Genomic DNA, 18851 nt, shown 5'->3' with positions numbered 1-18851 from the left:
CCACTCAGGCCGATATCGCCTTGGCCGAATTGGCCTGATCGCGCAGCATGAACTTCTGGATCTTGCCGGTCGATGTTTTCGGTATCGGTCCGAACACCACGGCCTTCGGAGTCTTGAACCCCGGCATGTGGCCGCGGCAGAACGCGATGATCTCGGCTTCGGTCGCGCGTGCATTGTCCTTCAATTCGATGAAGGCGCAGGGTACCTCGCCCCATTTGCCGTCGGGTTTTGCCACGACGGCCGCAAACAGCACTGCCGGATGTTTGTAGAGAACGTCTTCGACCTCGACCGAGCTGATGTTCTCGCCGCCGGAGATGATGATGTCCTTGGAACGGTCCTTGATGATGACATAGCCGTGCTCGTCGAGCACACCGAGGTCGCCGGTGTGAAACCAGCCGCCGGCAAAGGCTTCTCGGGTGGCTTTCTCGTTCTTGAGATAACCCTTCATGACGATGTTGCCGCGGAACATGACTTCGCCGATGGTCTCGCCGTCGCGCGGTACCTCGTGCATGGTTTCGGGATCGATCACGGTGACGGCTTCCTGCAGCGGGTAGGGCACGCCCTGCCGGCGCTTGAGCTGCGCGCGCTGGTCGGCGGGCAACTCGTCCCAGCCCGGCTGCTCCGCGCAGACGGATGCCGGGCCATAGACTTCGGTCAGGCCATAGACATGCGTCAGCTTGATCCCGATGTTTTCGGCGCCTTCCAGCACCGCCACCGGCGGTGCTGCGCCGGCGATCAATCCGACCACGGGCCGCGCGGTTTTGCTGTTCGGCGCATCCGGCGCGTGGATCAGGGTGTTGTAGACGATCGGCGCGCCGGCCATGTGGGTGACGCCGTGCTTCCTGATCAATTCGAAAATCCTGCCGGGATCGACTTTGCGCAGGCAAACGTTAACGCCGGCGGCCGCCGCCACGGTCCACGGAAAGCACCAGCCGTTGCAGTGGAACATCGGCAGGGTCCACAGATAGACCGGATGCTGCAAGAGAAATATTTGTTATTTTTCAGCAAGATAGGTTCTCGTATGGGCGCCAGTCGTACTGTAGTCGTACCAAGGATCCTGTTTCGCCATCACGCTCAGAGCAGCAGCCCGCTGATTGTCAATGTAGGTCGCGAGGTCTTGGATGTAGACACCTCGCGCGCTCTGCTGACTCTTCTCAGCCCGCATCAGCGGCAACGCGATCTCGCCGTTATCGCACTTGCGGAGAAACTTCATCAACGCGAGGTGCGAGAAATAATCCCGCCGGACCTCATCCGCCGGGATCACTGCTCTGCTGCCGTACTGCCCCATCAAGAAGAATAGGGTGCTTCCGAACTCGCCGCGTTCTGTCTTGATCTTGCGCACCACACTTCCCCTGCTAAATCGGGCTTGAATACTATAGTCTGTAGCACTTTAGTATTCAAGTTCTCATTGTCGTTCGGTGAAAAATGCGAACAGCGTATTCGGTCAAGTTTTGTCAGAGCTGAGGGGGGCAGCTGCGCTCTCCCAAGAGGAGTTGGCTCACCGCTCTGGCATTCACCGGACATATGTAAGTCAGGTAGAGCGAGGTCTTAAATCTCCGACGATCACCGTGGTTTTGCAGTTGTCCAAGGCACTCGACACGATGCCAAGCGAAATAATGCGGCTGTTTGAAAATGAAATGCGCAAGTGAGGCTACGTTCTTCTGCGGCCGTCTTAAACATCGGCGCGACGAAAACGCGAGAACGATGGAGCAATCGCTCTTAAACTTGGTCAATCCATAAAAATCGCTAGGAAAGCGCACGTCTAAATTGTAGGCTATCCTCGATTCTAGGATAGGATGGGGAGGGCGCTGGCGAACGTCGCGCTATGTGGGGAAAATGGATTATCGCAACTCTGAAATGAAGCTCGATCAGCTAATAGGGTATTTCAACGAGAAAAAAATTAATCTCATTCCCCCGTTCCAGCGCGGACATGTTTGGAAATTACCGGCGCGGCAGGAACTGATGAAAAACATGATAGCCGGCCGACCGATTCCAGCAATTTTTCTATACAAGGAGGCGCGCGGCTCAAGATACACCTACAACATTTTGGACGGAAAGCAGCGCCTCGAAAGTCTGCTGCTGTTTGTCGGCAACGCACGTGACGACATGAAGGTGGATGGAGTTTGGAGTTATTTCTCTGATCGCCGGGTGCGCAACACAGTCAGCTTTCCAATTCTTTATGAAGGAACGGAAAAGCGGTTTGCTGAACTCACCCCTGATGTCGTTCGCAATTTTCGCGAGTATGCGATCCCCACCATCGAGATAACATTAGATGATGAGACATCACTTGATGAAATCATCAACTTGTTTGTGGACATCAATCAGCATGGCGTCAAAGTAAACCGCTTTGACATCGTTAAGGCCATTGGAAAAGAAAACAAACTACTTCGGAGCGCTCTACTATTGATTGCCATAGAGCAAAAGCGCGGAGAGGATGTATTTTACAAGAAGCGTCGATCTGCTTTCACGCGAGTTCTCGGCCATCTTTCATTCATTGCAAATCTAGAGTTTGGCAATCAAGTTGTCGATCGCATGTGGGAACGGCTTCTTGAAATAGTCTTGTTTTGTCGCACGAGGGAGCATCGCGAACCACGTTCGGTTCTCAAGCGCTTTATCACGAGCAAGGACGGTCAGGAGGAGGAAGGCGATAAAGATAAGTCGATCTCAAGAGGCGAAATGAAAACCTTGCAAAAATGCTTTGGTTTTCTGGCTGAGTGCTACAAAACGTCGGACTTGGGCGATACTATGTTGGCGACCGACCAACCACATTTCTATACTATGATCACGTCGCTGATTGTATCCGATTTGCTCGAGGACAGTTCATCCGATAGCCTGCTGCAAAAGCTGCTGAGGTTGGCGGCATATCTGCCTGACCGAGCACAATTGCCAGCTGACCGCAAATTAGCGGTAGCCGTGAGAGAATATAAAAAGGCTGCGGCTCGCGGCACGGCGCAAACCGGCCAACGTGAGATCAGACAACGGCGATTCATAGAGCTGGTTAAGGCGCTATAGTGGAAAAGAAGCGGGACGAATATAACGAGAGGAAACGCGAGGATGTTGCTGACGGCGTTGAGTAGGCGCCGCGAATGATGGGTCACACCGAAATCGCTTTCGCCGAATGAACCTGATCGCGCAGCAGGAACTTTTGAATTTTCCCCGTGGATGTCTTCGGGATGATGCCGAACACCACGGCCTTCGGGGTCTTGAAGCCCGGCATCTGATCCCGGCAGAACGCGATGATCTCGGCTTCGGTGGCGCGTGCGTTGTCTTTCAGTTCGACGAAGGCGCAAGGTACTTCGCCCCATTTTGAATCGGGCTTTGCCACCACGGCGGCAAACAGGATCGCGGGGTGTTTGTAGAGGACGTCCTCGACCTCTACCGAACTGATGTTCTCGCCGCCGGAGATGATGATGTCTTTCGAGCGATCCTTGATGATGACATAGCCGTGCTCGTCGAGCACGCCGAGATCGCCGGTGTGAAACCAGCCGCCGGCAAAGGCTTCGCGGGTGGCTTTCTCGTTCTTGAAATAACCCTTCATCACGATGTTGCCGCGGAACATCACCTCGCCGATGGTTTCGCCGTCGCGCGGTACCTCGTGCATGGTTTCGGGATCGATCACGGTGACGGCTTCCTGCAGCGGGTAGGGCACGCCTTGCCGGCGCTTGAGGTGCGCGCGCTGATCGGCGGGCAACTCATCCCAGCCCGGCTGCTCCGCGCAGACCGATGCCGGGCCATAGACTTCGGTCAGGCCATAAACATGGGTCAGCGTGATGCCGATGCGTTCGGCGCCCTCCAGCACGGCCACCGGCGGTGCTGCGCCGGCAATCAGCCCGGCAATCGGCCGCACGGCCGCTCCCTTCGGCGCCTCCGGCGCATTGATCAGCATGTTGTAGACGATCGGCGCGCCGCACATATGGGTGACGCCGTGTTTCGGGATCAGCTCGAAGATCTTTGCGGGATCGACCTTGCGCAGGCAGACATTGACGCCGGCGGTTGCCGCGATGGTCCAAGGAAAGCACCAGCCGTTGCAGTGGTACATAGGTAGGGTCCATAGATAGACCGGATGCTGGCCGAGATCGGCGGCAAGGATGTTGCTGACGGCGTTCAGATAGGCGCCGCGATGGTGGGTCACCACGCCCTTGGGATTGCCCGTGGTCCCCGAGGTATAGCTGAGCGCAATGGCGTCCCATTCGTTCTCCGGGAATCTTGCGGCAAAGCCGGGGTCGCCTTGCGCCAGCGCGGCCTCGTATTCGAGTTCGCCGATGCGTTTTCCGCCGGCGTAAGCCTGATCGTCGACGTCGATGACGAACGGCCTTTCGCCCTTCATCAGCGTCAGCGCCTCCTCGATCACGCCCGAAAATTCCGGGTCGACCAGGATGATTTTGGCGCCGCCGTGGTCGAGCTGAAAGGCGATCGAGGCGGCATCAAGCCGGATGTTGAGCGCGTTGAGCACGGCGCCGGCCATCGGGACCGCAAAATGCAGCTCGTTCATCGCAGGAATATTCGGCAGCATCGCCGCGACGGTGTCGCCACACCCGATGTCGCGGCCCGCAAGGTACGAGGCAAACCGCCGGCACCGCGCATAGGTCTCCGCCCAGGTAAAGGCGCGGCCCTCGTAAACGGCGCTGATATGATCGGGGTAAACGGCGGCGGTGCGCGCCAGGAAGCTCAGCGGCGTCAGCGCGACAAAATTGGCCGCCGTCTTGTCCAAACCGACGTTGTATTGGTTTTGGGTCCCATTCATCGGCCAGCTCCCATCTTCGCTTTAGAGGAATCCGATCGAGATCCACGGAAAGATCGCCACGACAATCAAACCGATCAGCAGCGCCAGCAGGTAACCCCAGATCGGCCTGATGCCCTCAGCGGGTTCGACGCGCCCGATGGCGCAGGCCGCATAATAGCCTACTCCGAACGGCGGCGCGAACAGTCCGATGCCCATGGCGAGGATGATGATCATCGCGTAATGGACCTCGTGGACGCCGACCGCCCGGGCGATCGGAAACAGCAGCGGGCCGAACAGCACGATCGCCGGAATGCCCTCGAGCACGCTGCCCAGGATCATGAACGCGACGATCGATACCGCGATAAAGGCCGCCGAGCCGCCGGGCAGGCCGGTCATGGCTGCGGCGAGCGCCCGCGAAAAGCCGGACTGGGTCAGCCCCCAGGCCATGCCGGTCGCGGTGCCGATGATCATCAGGATCGCCCCCGACAGGCATGCCGTCTCGATCAGCATCGGCAACAGCCGCCGCCAATCGAAGCGGCGATAGACCAGCAGGCCGACGACGAGGCCATAGACAATGCCGATGGTGGAAACCTCGGTCGCGGTCGCCACCCCCTCGACCACCGCGGCACGGATCACGAACGGCAATGCCAGCGCGGGCAGGGCGATCACAAAGGAACGGACGATCTCGCCGCCGCTGGCTTTCTTGACGTGGCTAAGATCCTCGCCGCGATAGCGCCACCACACCAGCGCCGACAGCGTGATCGCCAGCACCACGCCCGGCAGCAGGCCGCCAGTGAACAGCGCCGAAATCGAAACCCCGGTCACCGAACCGATGGTAATCAGCACCAGGCTGGGCGGAATGGTTTCGGTCTGCGCCCCGGTAGCTGCGAGCAGGGCGACGAGATCGCCGGGTTTTGCCCCGCGCGCCTTCATTTCCGGAAACAGTACCGGCGCCACCGCCGCCATATCGGCGGCCTTCGAGCCCGAAATGCCCGATACCAAATACATCGCGCCGACCAGCACGTAATGCAGCCCGCCGCGGACATGGCCGAGCAAACTGGCCAGAAACGCCACCATGGCGCGCGCCATGCCGGTCATCTCGATCAAAAGACCGAGGAACACGAACAGCGGCACCGACAGCAGGATCAGGTGGCTCATGCCTTCGTCCATCCGGCCGACCAGCACCATCAGCGGCGTATGCGTGGTCAGCGCGAGATATCCGAAGATGGCCAGTCCGAACCCGAAGGCGATGGGCACGCCGGCGAAGACACAGAAGCCGGCCACGCCGACAAAAAAGATGATGAGGTTGATGTTACCGAGCTGGCGCAGCCATGGCTGCGCCAACCAGAACACGGCCATCAGCAAGGCAACCGACAACACCGCGCCCAGCACGATCTTGATATCGCCGGCCCGGGCCAGCCGCAAAAACGCAAACAGCGCCATCAGGCCGATGCCGACCGGCAACGCGGCGGCGCGCCAGGTGTTGGCAATCTGCAGCGCCGGCGTGGTGATAAAGCTTTCCTCGTAGGCGTACTGATAGGACGGCCACGCGATCAGCAGCAGAAACGCCAGCGCGGCGCAGGTCGCGACGACGTCGAGATAGGCCCGCATCGTCGGTTTCGCGCTGGCAACGACCGCCGTCATCCGCATGTGCTCGGATCGGCGAAACGCCACCGCCGCCCCCAGCATCGCCAGCCAGAGGAACAGGATCGAGGCCAATTCATCCGACCAGATCAGCGGGCTGTGCAGCCCATAACGCGACACCACGCCGGCGAACAGGATAACGATTTCAGCGACGACCAGGATCGCCGCCGGAATTTCAACCAGCATCGCGAGCGAGGATTCGAGCGAGCCCGCAAGCGAACGGCGGCGAGGGGAGGTCGCCTGACCGGCCGCCGCTTGCGTGAGTTCGGCGTGAGCCATGACGGTGCCTTGGGCTGTCCGTTACGACAGTTTGCCGACGGATTTTTCCAAAAGCGCCCACGCCTGATCGCCGTATTTTCCCTTCCATTCGGAATAGAACCCAGCCGAACGCAGTTTCTCGCGGAACGGCGCGACATCCGGCTGGTTGAACACCAGCCCCTTGCCCGCGAGTTCTCCGCGCAGGCTCCCATTCAACTCCTCGGTATCGCTGCGCTCCTTCAAAGCGGCCGCGTTGATGTTTTTGGCGACGATCGCGCGCACATCTTCCGGTACCTTCTCCCAGGCGCGGCGATTGGCGAGGAACCAGAATCCGTCCCACATGTGATTGGTGAGCGAGCAGTACTTCTGCACTTCGTACAGTTTCGCCGTCGAGATCAGCGCCAGCGGATTTTCCTGACCTTCGACGATCTTGGTCTGCAGCGCCGAATAGACCTCGCTGAAATTGATCGAGGCCGGCGAAGCATCGAACGCCTTGAACATCGAGGTCCACAGCGGCGAGACCGGCACGCGGATCTTGAAGCCCTTGTAGTCGTCGGGGCTGTTGATCGGCTTGCTCGAGGACGTGGTCTGGCGAAAGCCGTTGTCCCAGATCTTGTCCATGGCGACGAGATTGGCTTTGGCGATTTCGCCGCGCACATAGGCACCGAGATCGCCGTCCATGGCCTTCCACACCGTGGCGTAATCCGGGAAAGCAAAGCCGATGCCGTTGATCGACGCGGCCGGAACCAGCGTGGCCAGGATCAACCCCGAAAGCGTGAAGAATTCGATGCCGCCGGAGCGGATCTGGCTCAGCATATCGGTGTCGGAGCCGAGCTGGTTGTTCGGGAAAACCTGCAGATCGAAGCGCCCGTTGGTCTCGATCTTGATCGCTTCCGACATTTCCTTGGCGCGCACATTCATCGGATGCGAGTCCGGGGCATTGTTGGCATATTTATAGGAAAATTCGGCCGCCTGGGCGCGCGCGACATAAGGCGCGCCGATACCGCCCAAAACCGCCGAGGCCGCCGATGCCTTGAGCAGCGTGCGTCGTGAAAAGCTCATCTTGTTATCTCCCTTCAGATTATTGTTCTTGCGAGCGGCTATCCTATACGGACCCGACCCCGCCGGGTCATCTGCCATCTTGCGACGGGCTTATTGCAGTGTCCGGGCACGGCGGCAACATCGCCGCCTTTAAGCTGATCGCGGGGACGAGCCGCGGCGCGCGACCCGCGCTACAAGAACCAAACTGTGATCTGCGGTGAGCCATCTGTCCGCAGCTCCAGGACAGCACGATACTCGCGTAATTTAGAATGAGGTTCACGCAAGTAATTGAAATATATACTGATAAATATATTCCATAATATACCTTATGCGAATCCGACATTTGGTCTGCAATCCCCTCCAGATGTGCCCGTAAGGTCGAATCGAGTCTGTTTAAGCCCAAATGGAGTCTTGGCCCGGGATATTCGGACTGCCCGAGATTCGGATAAGAGAACTTATGCGAACCACCCGGCCCCGTTGGACGTGGTGCCACGTGCAAAACTGTCGTGGTTGGTTGATTCCTGCATTCCGATCGGAGGATTCCTGCACTACCCGTCATGCGGTTGTTTGCTGCAGCGTCACACCAAGTCATCAAGGCCGGCACAGGCCCCGGCGCGGATGGGGTTGCTTGCTTGGGCCTGAATCCTGCGCTCCTAGCTACCTCGGCGCCGCCATGAACGTCGCCGGCGTCAGCAACAGCCGGGTTTCCAGCGGCGGCGCGATGTCGAACATCTGCACCTGGTTGCGGAAGTGGAATACCCGTCGGACCCGGTAGGTGTCGCCCTTCTCGGCGGCAACGTCGCATTCCCGCTTGCTCATCCAGAACGGCGTCCGTTCGTTGCCGCAGGTGGTCTTGATCTCCAGCAGGCGCTCCTCGCCGTCGGTCTCGAATGACTGCACGTCGTAGCCGTAGCCATCCCCGTCGAGGTCGGACACCCAGCGGACATTCCTGGCCAGGTCGTCACGGCCCGCGCGCTCCAGCCGGCGGCGCTCGAACCCGACCACGAACTCCTCGCCGGCCTTGCCGAGCGCCCGGTTGCGCTCATCCCTGGCTGCCGGATCGAACTTCCCGATCAGGCGCCGGATGCCCGCCGGGCGGCTCTCCGGATCGCTGTTGAGCAGCGGCGGCGCCACCAGGATGTTGCTTTCAGCAGGGATCTTGATGGCGCCGGGCTTTGCCAGGTTCAGGAGGTCCGGGTGCTGAATTAGGTGTTGCCCTACGGCTTCCGCCAGCGAGTCCTGATAGTGGTCCCGTGGCTTGTAGCCCTGGATCCACGGCAGTCCGATCTCGTCAAGAACCGCCGATACGTTCTGGTGCTTGAATTCGACCGATCCCTTCGACCGACCGATCAATTTCATGACGCCGAGAAACTGCTCCTTCTTGCTGTAGGGACGCCCGGCAAGCTCGTCAGCCAGCATCAAAAAATAGCTGCCCAGCAGCACGGCTACCTCGCCGGCCGTCCAGTCGGTGCCTCCCCTGCTCGCATCGATGCCGTTTGCAGCCACTTAGCCCGCTCCTCAACCCAAAGGAATCGTACCAGGTGGGACCGAATCTGAATAGGCGTCCAACAATGCCCCCTCCACCGCCGTGTGGATCAATAGCTTAGCGTGCCGATCGGCGCCGGGACCCCATATGTGGACGGCCCCCTCCTTGCAAGACTGTCGTTGCATAGATTTGATCAGAGCGCTTGCGTCCATATGTCCGGCCTGTTGGCGCGCTCGCATATGAACGCTGGCCAAGATGGTTTCCGCGACGTGAGCTCCAGACACGCCGGCGACCTTTGCGGCCAGTGGGGTCCACGGATTGTCTCACGTCTAGGATCGATCGATCACACCATCTGCTCGTCTCCTTGCAAGTTCTGACATCGGCTCGGCACGGTTGCAGTTAAGTTGCTCCCCGTGTCTGGCTGATTCTTACACCGCGGCCGCCGAAGCAATAGGCGTCGATGTCGCCGCGTAGGCTTCGCCTGTGACCATCAGCTTCCATGCGATGCGAGCCAACTTGTTGGCCAACGCTACGGCAGCCAGCTTAGGCGGCTTGCGCTTGAGAAGGTCGATGAGCCAGGGCGACGCGCGTCCTTTGCAGCCAACGGCATGCTTGATTACGGCGGTTGCCCCCGACACCAGCACGGCGCGCAAAGCTTCATCGCCGGCCCGCGTGATGACGCCGAGCTTGACCTTACCGGCCGTAGAATGGTCCCTCGGCGTCAATCCGATCCAGGCCGCGAACTGGCGCCCTGACCGGAATAGCTCCGGCGCCGGGGTCTTCATCATCAGCAATGCCGCTCCGATCGGGCCGATACCAGGGATCTTGGCGAGACGTCGGCTGCATTCGTCAGCCTTGTGCCAGGCCATGAGTTTGGCGGAGATCTCGGCGATTTGCTCCTCAAGCTGAGCATACTCTTCGGCTTGGGCCGCGAACAACTCACACGCCAGGTCGGGCACGCCCTCATCGGCTTGAATGCGTTCGAGCAGCGGACGAAGGTTCGCCAACCCGTTGGCGGCAGTGAGCCCGAACTCGGCGGCATAGCCGCGGATGGCGTTAGACAGCTGCGTGCGATTGCGGATAAGCCGATCGCGTAGGCCGACCAGCATCAGGGCTGCTTGTTGGTCGGCCGTCTTTATCGGCACAAAACGCATGGTTGGCCGGCTCATCGCCTCGCATAGCGCCTCTGCATCGGCCATATCGTTCTTGCCGCGCTTTACATACGGCTTAACCAGTTGAGCCGGGATCAGCTTCACCGTATGGCCGAATGACTGCAAGAGCCGCGCCCAATGATGGGAAGCGCCGCAGGCTTCGATCCCAACTACCGTCGGCGCAATCTTCTCGAAAAACCCGACCATCTCCTTGCGCCTCAGCTTCTTGCGCAAAACCACCGTCTCGGCCGCATTCACCCCGTGAAGTTGGAAGAAGCGTTTCGACGTATCCATCCCAATTCGGCTAATCTGTTCCATCGACGGTCCCCTTCTAGTGAGATATGCAACGAACTCACTCTGGCACACTCGATGCCGTCGGGGGCCGTCCACCCCATCACGCCGATTCACAGGTAGCGCTCATTTCGTGGATGCGTGGCGCACCCCAAAGCGGATTCTCCATGCTCATCCGTCGGATCAGCGCGCGCAGTTCCGTGTCGATCTTCGGTCGCCCTCCCAATGGGCTTCCAACGCCAATAGCTGCGAAAGCCGGCCCGATGCCAACGCACGAGCGTCTCGGGCCGGATGATCCTGAGGACCTGCAGGATTGATGGAAACCAGCGATACAGCTGGATAAGGACCAGCGATCATGGTTCGTAAGCCGGACGCGACCATGCCGCCTGCGGTTCAAGACAATCAATTGATGTCGAAGCACCGCGTTCTCAGCCTCGAGCCGCAGCTTCGACTTGAATGGCGAGGCCAGCACCGCCAGAACGAAACAGAAGAGCCCGATCATTCCGCCAGCTTAGGCGATTCCATCGCGGCATCAACTCGGATAAGGTTTTCGGTACACACAGGGGTCTCGCGCGCTGGCGGATTCTCCACGGCTTAACCGAATTAACTATGTTGGCGGCGCGTTTTCCCGGAGATTGCGCCTTCGTATCCCTCGCCGGGAAAGTGTAATAGATTATTAACTATTGGGCTTTCCAGCAGATTCTGAGGACGACGTGGCGTCAATACGTACTGCAGTTGCCATCTTGTGTGGTCTTGTAAGCATCCATGTCGTGCACGCCGAGCAAGTCCAGGCTGTTCCCCAAATCGTCGATGCCGACACCGTCTACGCGGGTTCGACAAAAATCCGCCTGAACGGGATCGATGCGCCCGAAATGGACCAGGTCTGCATCGACGCTGCTGGCAAGGACTGGAAATGCGGGATCGATGCAAGGGAAAAGCTCCAGGTCTTCGCGCATGAACGGCCTTGGGATTGCGACCTTACAGGTACGGACGTCTACAGGCGCCATCTTGGATCCTGCACGGTAGGTGGCGAAGATGTTTCCCGCTGGCTGGTGCGGAACGGCTGGGCGCTTGCCTTTCGGCGGTATTCAACCGTCTACGTCGCCGACGAGGACTATGCCCGCGAACATAAAAACGGTCTTTGGAGCGGCGCCTTCATTGCACCTTGGGAATGGCGGCACCGAAGCACTGAGACAGTTGTCCTCGGGGCCGTTTCAGTTCCGGTGGATGCGCAAAGCAGGCTGCTTTCGCCCGCAGTAGCCGCCAAACCGCCTGACCCGAACTGTATCATCAAGGGCAACCTTAAAAGCGCCGGGCAATGCATCTATCACATGCCGGGCGGTCACTTTTACGACCGGTTGGATATGCAGCAAAGTTCGTCACGTCGATGGTTTTGTAGCGAAGTCGAAGCCGTCGCGGCGGGCTGCCGCAGATCCAAGCTCTAACGGCAAGCCGAGATTAGCATGAGCCCTACCGGTATACGGCAATCCCCCATCGCACGCATTCGGGCCTTTCTGAATCAGCCCGTGCACCAATATCGTCCGGCGACGACCATCTTTCTTGATCTGAATGTCGATCGCGTTGCCGACGAATTGCGGCTTGCCGCCAGGGGTAAGGAACGCGGTTCGCAGAACCGCCCGACCGCAGATGCCCAAACCCTGGATGACATTGAGCATCAGATCGTTGAGCGGATCGAGGCGCATAAGCAAACGGCAAACTCGATTTACCTCGACCACGTTCACACCTACGACGATCGCGTTACGGCCCTGAGCTTCGAACAGCGCTTCACGACCATTCAGCAAGCCGCACCTGAGGCGGTTGGCGATTTTGGAGCGGAGGCCACCGTCGGCCGCGATGAGTTGTTCGGGTTGCGTCGTCGTCTCAACGAATCTGAAATGGAGCGCGAACGGTTTCGCGCTCATCATCGCATCGAACGGCCTGCAAGACTTGCGAGCCTCGGTAAAATCATTCTCAAGGTCGGGGTTCTTGCCGTCCTTTTCATCATCGAAGTCGCCATCAACGCTGGATTCCTCTCGGAAGCCAATATCGGCGGCTATCTTGGCGGCGCAACCCAAGCCGTGACGTTCGCCGCATTGAATATCATCGCCAGCTTTCTATGGGGAATGGTGCTGATACGGCTCGTGCACCGTCGCAATTACTTTCTCAAGCTTCTGGGGGTACTGGCGTTCCTTGCTTACATCGTGTTTGCCGGGACCCTGAATTTGGCCCTCTCACACCTTCGCGAAATTCCTCCTACCCTCAACGGCAACCCCGGCCAGGAAGTTCTTCATCGCCTGCTCACGGCGCCGTACATGCTGACCGACATCAAATCATGGATCTTCTTCAGTATCGGGTTCATTTTTTCCTTAATCGCGATGGCTGACGGCCTGCTGTTTTTCGATCCCTATATCGGTTACGCGGCGCTTGAGCGGCGTTGGATCGAAGCAAGCAAGCAATTTGCTCAAGCGAGAATTGACCTGATCGAACGACTCCGGGATATTCGCGAAGACGCAACAGAGGCTATGAACGCGGCGGCGCGTGACCTGTCCGTCCGGCGGAGTGAATACGATTCTCTCCTGGCGGGCCGTAGCCGCCTTACGCAGCTCTTCGGCCAACATCAAAACCAGATAGAACAGGCTTGCCGGGCCCTGCTCGAAATTTATCGAGAAGCCAATCGAGGCGCCCGTTCCGCCGCGGCTCCCGCCTATTTCGCAAAGCCCTACTCGATGGAACGCATCATATACGCGGGTGGCGAGCCCGACACCGCCACTCGCGAGCACTTGCGCCAGACGATTGCGGAAACGCAAGACCTTCTGAAGCATCAAGTGGCAGCGATTCAAGCGGCATTTGACAAGGCCGTCGAAAGCTATCGTGAAATCGACGTTCTCTTCCCGGAGAAAAACAGTGGCTAGGCGCCCTCCGCGACAACGCAGCGCCCCGGGCATCGGCTGGTCAGGTATCGGCGGCATTCTGCTTTTGCTGCTGGCGATCGTCGCCGGTGGCGCCTTTGCTTATTTCTACTTTTCGACGCCAACGCGGCCAACTCTCGATGCGCAGACCCTCTGTCCCCTTACAGGTCCGCAAGGCATTACTGTGGTCCTGGTTGATACCTCGGATGATCTGCCCGAGACCACCCGGCGAGAGGTGCTGGGCATGCTTGAAGATATGATCGCGAGCCTTCCGCCGTTCTTCAAGCTCGATATCCGCGTCCTGGACATTGCGGGCGTCCGCAGCCGTTCGCTGTTTTCGAAATGCAATCCGGGCGACGGCGCGGGGCTCAGCGAGTGGACCGACAATCCCCGAATTGCCCGGATGCGTTGGATCGACGGCTTTCGCAAACCCGCCGCAGACGCCGTGAAAAACAGCATTGCATCAGCAAAAGCTAACAGTTCGCCGATCATGGCCGCCATTCAGGACATTGCGATTGACCAATTCACTAGTGCGGCAGCCCAGAACGCCAAAAAGACCCTATTCGTAATCTCAGACATGATCGAATACACCAAGGACTACAGCCAATACCCGCGCGCCGGAGACCTCTCATTTCTACGTTACAAGCAGTCACCTGCTTACCTCAAATTCCGAACTGATCTACACGACGCCACGGTCAACATTCTCTATGTGAACCGTCAACCAAAAGGCCCGCCGGTAATCGACGGTAGAGCCCACATGCAGTTCTGGCAGGACTGGATCGTGGATAACAAGGGCAAGTTTGGCAGCGCCAAATGGCTCCAGGGGGCTTGAGATCGTGACTGCAAATGACCCAAAGCGCGCTCTCCCGCCGGGGCTAGTAAGCGGCCTATTGTTCTTTGCGGTCGTTCTCGCCGGTAGCAGCTACATCGTTTTTGCTAAGCTTCATGAATTCAGCGCGACCACGGTCACTGCCGTTCCGGTACTGATCATGATCAGCTACGCGCTCATGCTTGGCATTGCCCGCCTGTTCCGCCTGCGTGACGATCAATCGGGCGACAATCTCTACTACATGGGATTTTTGTTCACGCTCACGAGTCTCGCAGTTTCTCTTTATCAATTTGACGCGGCGAAATCAGCGGAGCAAATCGTCCAGAACTTCGGTATTGCCATTGCCTCCACCATTGCCGGCATCACCCTGCGCATTCTGTTTAATCAAATGCGTCGCGACCCCGTGGAAGTTGAAGCAACGGCGCGGCTGGAGCTGGCCGAGGCATCGCGGCGGGTTAAGCGCGAATTGGAAAGCACGGTTCTTGAATTCAGCTACTTTCGCCGGATGGCCCAACAATCGATCAGCGATGCGCTGGCGGAAGTGAAAGAAACACTTGGCGATACAAGCGATAGATTGGCAGGCGAGATAAAACGGTTTGCCGCGACGGCCGGCAAGCCGCTTGAAGAAGCGTCTAGAAGATCCGGTGATACGCTCGATAGCCTCAATGAAAAGATGGTCACGACGCTCGAAACCGTTTCCGCGCAACTCGTAGAGGAAGGCGAGCGGCTGACCCGAAGCACGACGAGTATCGTAAGGGCGATTGATACCGTCGTAGCGAGGCTCACGGCGCTTCAGACACCAGACCAACTCATTGAAATCAAGCTGGCTCCGATGATTCAGGGCCTGACGCGAGCCATCAATTCGTTTGACAAAAGCGCGGAAAAACAAGCTAACACCATAGAGGCCAACCTGCGACAAACTCAGGTCATCGGCGATGCTGTTAACATTCTGATGCAGGAAATACGGGCCGCGGAGGCCGCGCGGGCTTCCGCTAGACCCTGGGGTAGCCCGAGTACCCGCGAGGGTTAGCTTTTAACGAAGGCGAGTAAGCCATGGATGGCGAAATCGTTCGGCAGCACTCATCGTACCGGCAAGGACTCGTGCTAGGTCTCACCATGGCCGAAATCATGCTGCTGTTGGTGTTTTGCCTTTTGATCGCGATGGCGAGTTTCCTGAAAACAGAGCAAAATAAGCTCGCCGATGTAAAGCAGCAACTCGAGCAGCAGCAGGCACAGAACGAACGTTACCATGACGCGGTCACCGCGCTCCACGAGAACGCCGCTCTTGTGGAAAAGCTGCAAAGCCTGTCCGGCTTAACCGACCCGAAGGAGATTGATCAGTATTGGCGCGAACTTGTCGATAGCCGGACCGCGATGGCCGAACTTGGTAAGAACGGCTTATCGATTAAGGAACTTCGTGATCGGATCGCTGATATCGAAAAGCTGCGCTCAAACGGCATAGACGTTGACAAGGCCCTCCGCGACGCGGACGTGGTCGGCGCAATCAATCGGGCTATGACGAAACCCGGTCAACCTCCGGCCTCAACGCTGGCTATTCTTGACGCGATTGAACGCGGAAATACCGGGCCTGGGCCCAGCGGTCATCAATGGCCCCCTATCATTTCATTGAGTGAGGCGGGCGGTTATTCCTTCAAGATCGGAAGCGCGGAGTTATCGACGTGGTTTCATGATCAGCTGGTAAACAAAACCATTGGAGAAATCCTAGAGAACATCAAGAAATACGATGTCGATGTCATAGAGGTCGTTGGTCACACGGACGAGCAGCCAATCGGCAACCGGCCGTCCAACCTCGACCGCGATCTTCTTTCGGTTCTGAACAGCACTTCTGCCGTTGGAAAGCTGATACCGGCTGACAACGCGGGGCTTGGTCTTGCTCGTGCCGTATCGGTCGTGAGCGTCTTACGCCATGATCCCCGCCTGGCTGCGTATAAACTTATACCGCTATCCGGCGCCCAGCTTGTGAACACCGACGAGACACTGGCGATCCAAGGAGCTCACGGCGACATTCCCCTACGACGGCGCATCGAAATCCGCTTACGCAAGTCAGTACCGCATGAAGCGACAGCGAGCATTGCGCCTGCGGCCATTTCCCGCCCGAGGCCAAGACCCGCAGCCAAACAACAGCCGCTCTCGTTGACGCCGACCCCGGCACCTAGGTTTTTTTGATCCCACTCAATTAGTGGTTTTCTGAGACTGAAGGCCCTTATGTCGACGCCTGCGAGACATCGCAGCTAAATCATTACGCAATGTGCTCATCGTCCATTCCGTGACGTGGTAAAAACTGATGCCGCAAGGCACATGCCGCTAAAGTAGAAAAACAAAGAAAGCGACGATCATGCAGCTACGTGGCACGTTCGCTTTATTTCTCCATCAGCCAATAAAGCAACAGGGGCCGTTGACGCGGCCCTGTCTTCGCAGAAAAACAAATTTCGAAAGCGATAAAAGCTCTATGAGTCATCTTATTGTAATCGGCTGTTGCGTTTGAACAGGAGTTTTTTGTCTTGGGCCAACCCTCGTCACCGCGCCGCGACGTCATCCCTCGTCTTCAATGAGGCATCATAGATGCGTATCTGAAGCATGGGAAATCGGCGCTTTAATTCCACCGCGCCCTGCTCCGCGCCGGCTTTCGTGGAAAACTCGGCCTTCAGACGACCGTCGATTTCGAGTGCGAATCCGGTCTTCGGCAGTTCGATTGTGTGGGCAGCCATTTGAAATCCCAACGTAGCGATCTCACGTCTTTGCTTCTGACTACGATGAGTCCGTCGCGGAGGACAAGATGCGTTCGGCAGCGCCATCGGCGTTCTGGCGTAAGGGAAGAAGTCACCGAACGTTGTTGCGCCAACTACGGCCGGTCCGTGATATCGAGCCCGAACTGCCGATACGGCTGATGCTCTCCGGCGTGCGCATCGCATACTGGGCAATTCGGATTTTTCAACGTCCCCGACCCAAAACGCCGCGTTTCGCGGAAATTGCTAAGCTATTGACTTTAGAGGTGAAAACATTGCGCCGCCTCACGGAACGCGGTAGACTCAAGTTCAGGACAATGGCAGTCCGCCGCCGCATGTTGCGGCGCAACATCACGTTGTTCGATACGCGAGCGCAGCGATTAGGGTCTGCGCGCCGTGGGGACGTGCGCGCTATCGCACGGGCGCGTTCCGGGGCGAAATAACTTGATCCCACTAACGATCCAGGTGGGCACACACCATTATCCCGATTGTAGCGGTCGCTCGATCTCCACGCTGGCGTTTGTGAAATCCCTCGAAGGAATCGAGCCAATCCACGGCATCGCCCCTCTTGCAGCCAAAGCTGCAATGGCACTCCGCACCCGAGCCAAAAAGTCTGCTCCGGGAGGTCGCATTGTCAGATAATTCGCGTGCTTGGCTAAAATCGATCACCATCGATCCGGATGAGTCGCTGCAAAGCATCGCCACGCGGTTGGCACCCGTTGTGCCTGTCGTAAATCAAATCCGGACATATTGATGATGCAGCCCGCCCAGTACAGGTCGACAATTGATGTGCCCTGCCCTCTCAACAGCGCGCGGTACTGGCGTATCCTTCTCCATGGATAGATGCGTTCGCATCTCGTTATAATATTTCATGTACGACAGCAGTAGGTGACGGAGGTGGCGCTCGCTGAGCACAACAACGTGGTCAAGGCATTCCCTGCGGATCGAACCGATCAGCCGTTCAGCGTATCCATTTTGCCAAGGGGAGCGCGGCGACGTCGGCCGGTCGCGGATGCCCATTGATTGGAGTCTGCGGATAAAGACCTCACCATAGGCCCCGTCCCGGTCACGGATGAGATAGCGGGGAGCCTGTTCCCACCCGCATGCTTCCGTGACCTGGTTTGCGATCCATTCTGGGGTTGGATGCGCTGTGACGCCAAACCACAGAATATGTCGCCGACCGTGCCCCATGATCAGCAATCCATAGAGCAGGCGAAACGAGATTGTCGGCACGACGAACAGATCCATCGCAGCGATCCCATCAGCGTGATTGCGGATAAAGGTTCTCCACCCTTGGGACGGCGGGTGTCTTCGCCTGACCATGTATTTGGCGACGCTGGTCTGGCCGATCTCGATGCCGAGCTTGAGCAACTCACCATGGATCCGAGGCGCTCCCCACAGCGGATTGGCAATGCTCATCTCGCGGATAAGCTTGCGTATCTGCAGCGGAACTGCTGGCCTGCCACCCCGCGCTTTCGATTTCCATCGCCAGTATAAGCGGAAGCCAGCGCGATGCCATTTGACTACGGTCACCGGCTTAACAATCGCCAGCGCATCGCGAACGCCAGGGAGAAGCCGATAGAGGCAAACAAAAATCCATCGGTCGATCGAGCTGAAGGTTTGTTTCTTAGGAGCGGTTCGCCGCAGAACGTTTATCTGCTGCCGCAATGTCCAAATTTCAGCCTCGAGCGCTGCCCGCGACCGAAACAGATCTGCGACCATCCAAACAATGAGCCTGACAAGATCTCTCATCCCGTAACAGCATCGCCCGA

At 58.2% G+C, this 18851-nt stretch carries 15 protein-coding genes and 1 pseudogene; 7 read left to right on the top strand and 9 right to left on the bottom strand.

The annotated features are described in order from the left end of the window. Nucleotides 1–4 precede the first annotated feature (4 nt). Both B5527_RS20355 and B5527_RS20350 read right to left on the bottom strand, forming a co-directional pair. A pseudogene (locus B5527_RS20355) lies at nucleotides 5–979 on the bottom strand (AMP-binding protein); the annotation flags it as partial. A gap of 15 nt (nucleotides 980–994) precedes the next feature. Continuing rightward, a complete protein-coding gene (locus B5527_RS20350; protein ID WP_276329340.1) occupies nucleotides 995–1342 on the bottom strand; it encodes a pyocin activator PrtN family protein in 348 nt (115 codons plus the stop codon). 76 nt (nucleotides 1343–1418) lie between these two features. Between B5527_RS20350 and B5527_RS20345 the strand changes: the two genes are divergently transcribed. Both B5527_RS20345 and B5527_RS20340 read left to right on the top strand, forming a co-directional pair. After that, a complete protein-coding gene (locus tag B5527_RS20345) occupies nucleotides 1419–1649 on the top strand; it encodes a helix-turn-helix domain-containing protein (RefSeq protein WP_079603119.1) in 231 nt (76 codons plus the stop codon). Between the two features lie 187 nt (nucleotides 1650–1836). Further along, a complete protein-coding gene (locus B5527_RS20340; RefSeq protein ID WP_079603118.1) occupies nucleotides 1837–3012 on the top strand; it encodes a DUF262 domain-containing protein in 1176 nt (391 codons plus the stop codon). Between the two features lie 82 nt (nucleotides 3013–3094). On the opposite strand, the gene B5527_RS20335 is transcribed toward B5527_RS20340, so the two are convergent. From B5527_RS20335 to B5527_RS20315, 5 genes are all read right to left on the bottom strand, one after another. Next, a complete protein-coding gene (locus B5527_RS20335) occupies nucleotides 3095–4744 on the bottom strand; it encodes an acyl-CoA synthetase (protein WP_079603117.1) in 1650 nt (549 codons plus the stop codon). A 21-nt stretch (nucleotides 4745–4765) separates the two neighbouring features. Then, nucleotides 4766–6646 (bottom strand): TRAP transporter large permease subunit, encoded by a 1881-nt coding sequence (locus B5527_RS20330; RefSeq protein ID WP_079603116.1) that lies wholly within the window; start codon nucleotides 6644–6646, stop codon nucleotides 4766–4768. 21 nt (nucleotides 6647–6667) lie between these two features. After that, nucleotides 6668–7687 (bottom strand): TRAP transporter substrate-binding protein, encoded by a 1020-nt coding sequence (locus tag B5527_RS20325; protein WP_079603115.1) that lies wholly within the window; start codon nucleotides 7685–7687, stop codon nucleotides 6668–6670. Nucleotides 7688–8323: 636 nt separating this feature from the next. After that, a complete protein-coding gene (locus B5527_RS20320) occupies nucleotides 8324–9172 on the bottom strand; it encodes a DUF3883 domain-containing protein (protein ID WP_079603114.1) in 849 nt (282 codons plus the stop codon). 408 nt (nucleotides 9173–9580) lie between these two features. After that, complete coding sequence (locus B5527_RS20315; RefSeq protein WP_079603113.1) at nucleotides 9581–10621, bottom strand: IS110 family transposase; 1041 nt, start codon at nucleotides 10619–10621, stop codon at nucleotides 9581–9583. A gap of 686 nt (nucleotides 10622–11307) precedes the next feature. Here B5527_RS20315 and B5527_RS20310 point away from each other — a divergent pair. Genes B5527_RS20310 through B5527_RS20290 form a run of 5 tightly spaced genes read left to right on the top strand, consistent with a single transcriptional unit; the run spans nucleotide 11308 to nucleotide 16519 of the window. Then, nucleotides 11308–12039: a thermonuclease family protein gene (locus B5527_RS20310; RefSeq protein WP_154072404.1), complete on the top strand. Its 732-nt coding sequence runs from the start codon at nucleotides 11308–11310 to the stop codon at nucleotides 12037–12039. An 18-nt stretch (nucleotides 12040–12057) separates the two neighbouring features. After that, complete coding sequence (locus B5527_RS20305) at nucleotides 12058–13506, top strand: hypothetical protein (RefSeq protein WP_154072403.1); 1449 nt, start codon at nucleotides 12058–12060, stop codon at nucleotides 13504–13506. Next, nucleotides 13466–14335 carry a hypothetical protein gene (locus B5527_RS20300; protein WP_154072402.1) on the top strand — a complete coding sequence of 290 codons (870 nt, stop codon included), beginning with the start codon at nucleotides 13466–13468 and terminating at the stop codon, nucleotides 14333–14335. Before B5527_RS20305 ends, B5527_RS20300 begins: the two co-directional genes overlap by 41 nt. Nucleotides 14336–14393: 58 nt before the next feature. After that, nucleotides 14394–15362 (top strand): hypothetical protein, encoded by a 969-nt coding sequence (locus B5527_RS20295; protein ID WP_154072401.1) that lies wholly within the window; start codon nucleotides 14394–14396, stop codon nucleotides 15360–15362. 23 nt (nucleotides 15363–15385) lie between these two features. Continuing rightward, complete coding sequence (locus tag B5527_RS20290; RefSeq protein ID WP_079603109.1) at nucleotides 15386–16519, top strand: hypothetical protein; 1134 nt, start codon at nucleotides 15386–15388, stop codon at nucleotides 16517–16519. Between the two features lie 350 nt (nucleotides 16520–16869). On the opposite strand, the gene B5527_RS20285 is transcribed toward B5527_RS20290, so the two are convergent. Next, complete coding sequence (locus B5527_RS20285; protein WP_079603108.1) at nucleotides 16870–17061, bottom strand: hypothetical protein; 192 nt, start codon at nucleotides 17059–17061, stop codon at nucleotides 16870–16872. Nucleotides 17062–17814: 753 nt separating this feature from the next. Continuing rightward, nucleotides 17815–18801 (bottom strand): integrase core domain-containing protein, encoded by a 987-nt coding sequence (locus B5527_RS46460; RefSeq protein WP_245332666.1) that lies wholly within the window; start codon nucleotides 18799–18801, stop codon nucleotides 17815–17817. Nucleotides 18802–18851 lie beyond the last annotated feature (50 nt).

Source organism: Bradyrhizobium erythrophlei, assembly GCF_900129425.1.
Classification (GTDB): Bacteria; Pseudomonadota; Alphaproteobacteria; order Rhizobiales; family Xanthobacteraceae; genus Bradyrhizobium; species Bradyrhizobium erythrophlei_C.
The sequence above is the reverse complement of the archived record's forward strand: the minus strand, read 5'-3'. Positions and strand labels throughout refer to the sequence as shown.

What these genes read in the sequence shown, in the direction of transcription:
- B5527_RS20325 (WP_079603115.1), bottom strand. Translation starts at nt 7,687, where the DNA reads ATGAGCTTTTCACGACGCACGCTGCTCAAGGCATCGGCGGCCTCGGCG.
- B5527_RS20335 (WP_079603117.1), bottom strand. Translation starts at nt 4,744, where the DNA reads ATGAATGGGACCCAAAACCAATACAACGTCGGTTTGGACAAGACGGCG.
- B5527_RS20340 (WP_079603118.1), top strand. Translation starts at nt 1,837, where the DNA reads ATGGATTATCGCAACTCTGAAATGAAGCTCGATCAGCTAATAGGGTAT.
- B5527_RS20305 (WP_154072403.1), top strand. Translation starts at nt 12,058, where the DNA reads ATGAGCCCTACCGGTATACGGCAATCCCCCATCGCACGCATTCGGGCC.
- B5527_RS20315 (WP_079603113.1), bottom strand. Translation starts at nt 10,621, where the DNA reads ATGGAACAGATTAGCCGAATTGGGATGGATACGTCGAAACGCTTCTTC.
- B5527_RS20290 (WP_079603109.1), top strand. Translation starts at nt 15,386, where the DNA reads ATGGATGGCGAAATCGTTCGGCAGCACTCATCGTACCGGCAAGGACTC.
- B5527_RS46460 (WP_245332666.1), bottom strand. Translation starts at nt 18,801, where the DNA reads ATGGTCGCAGATCTGTTTCGGTCGCGGGCAGCGCTCGAGGCTGAAATT.
- B5527_RS20330 (WP_079603116.1), bottom strand. Translation starts at nt 6,646, where the DNA reads ATGGCTCACGCCGAACTCACGCAAGCGGCGGCCGGTCAGGCGACCTCC.
- B5527_RS20285 (WP_079603108.1), bottom strand. Translation starts at nt 17,061, where the DNA reads ATGGCTGCCCACACAATCGAACTGCCGAAGACCGGATTCGCACTCGAA.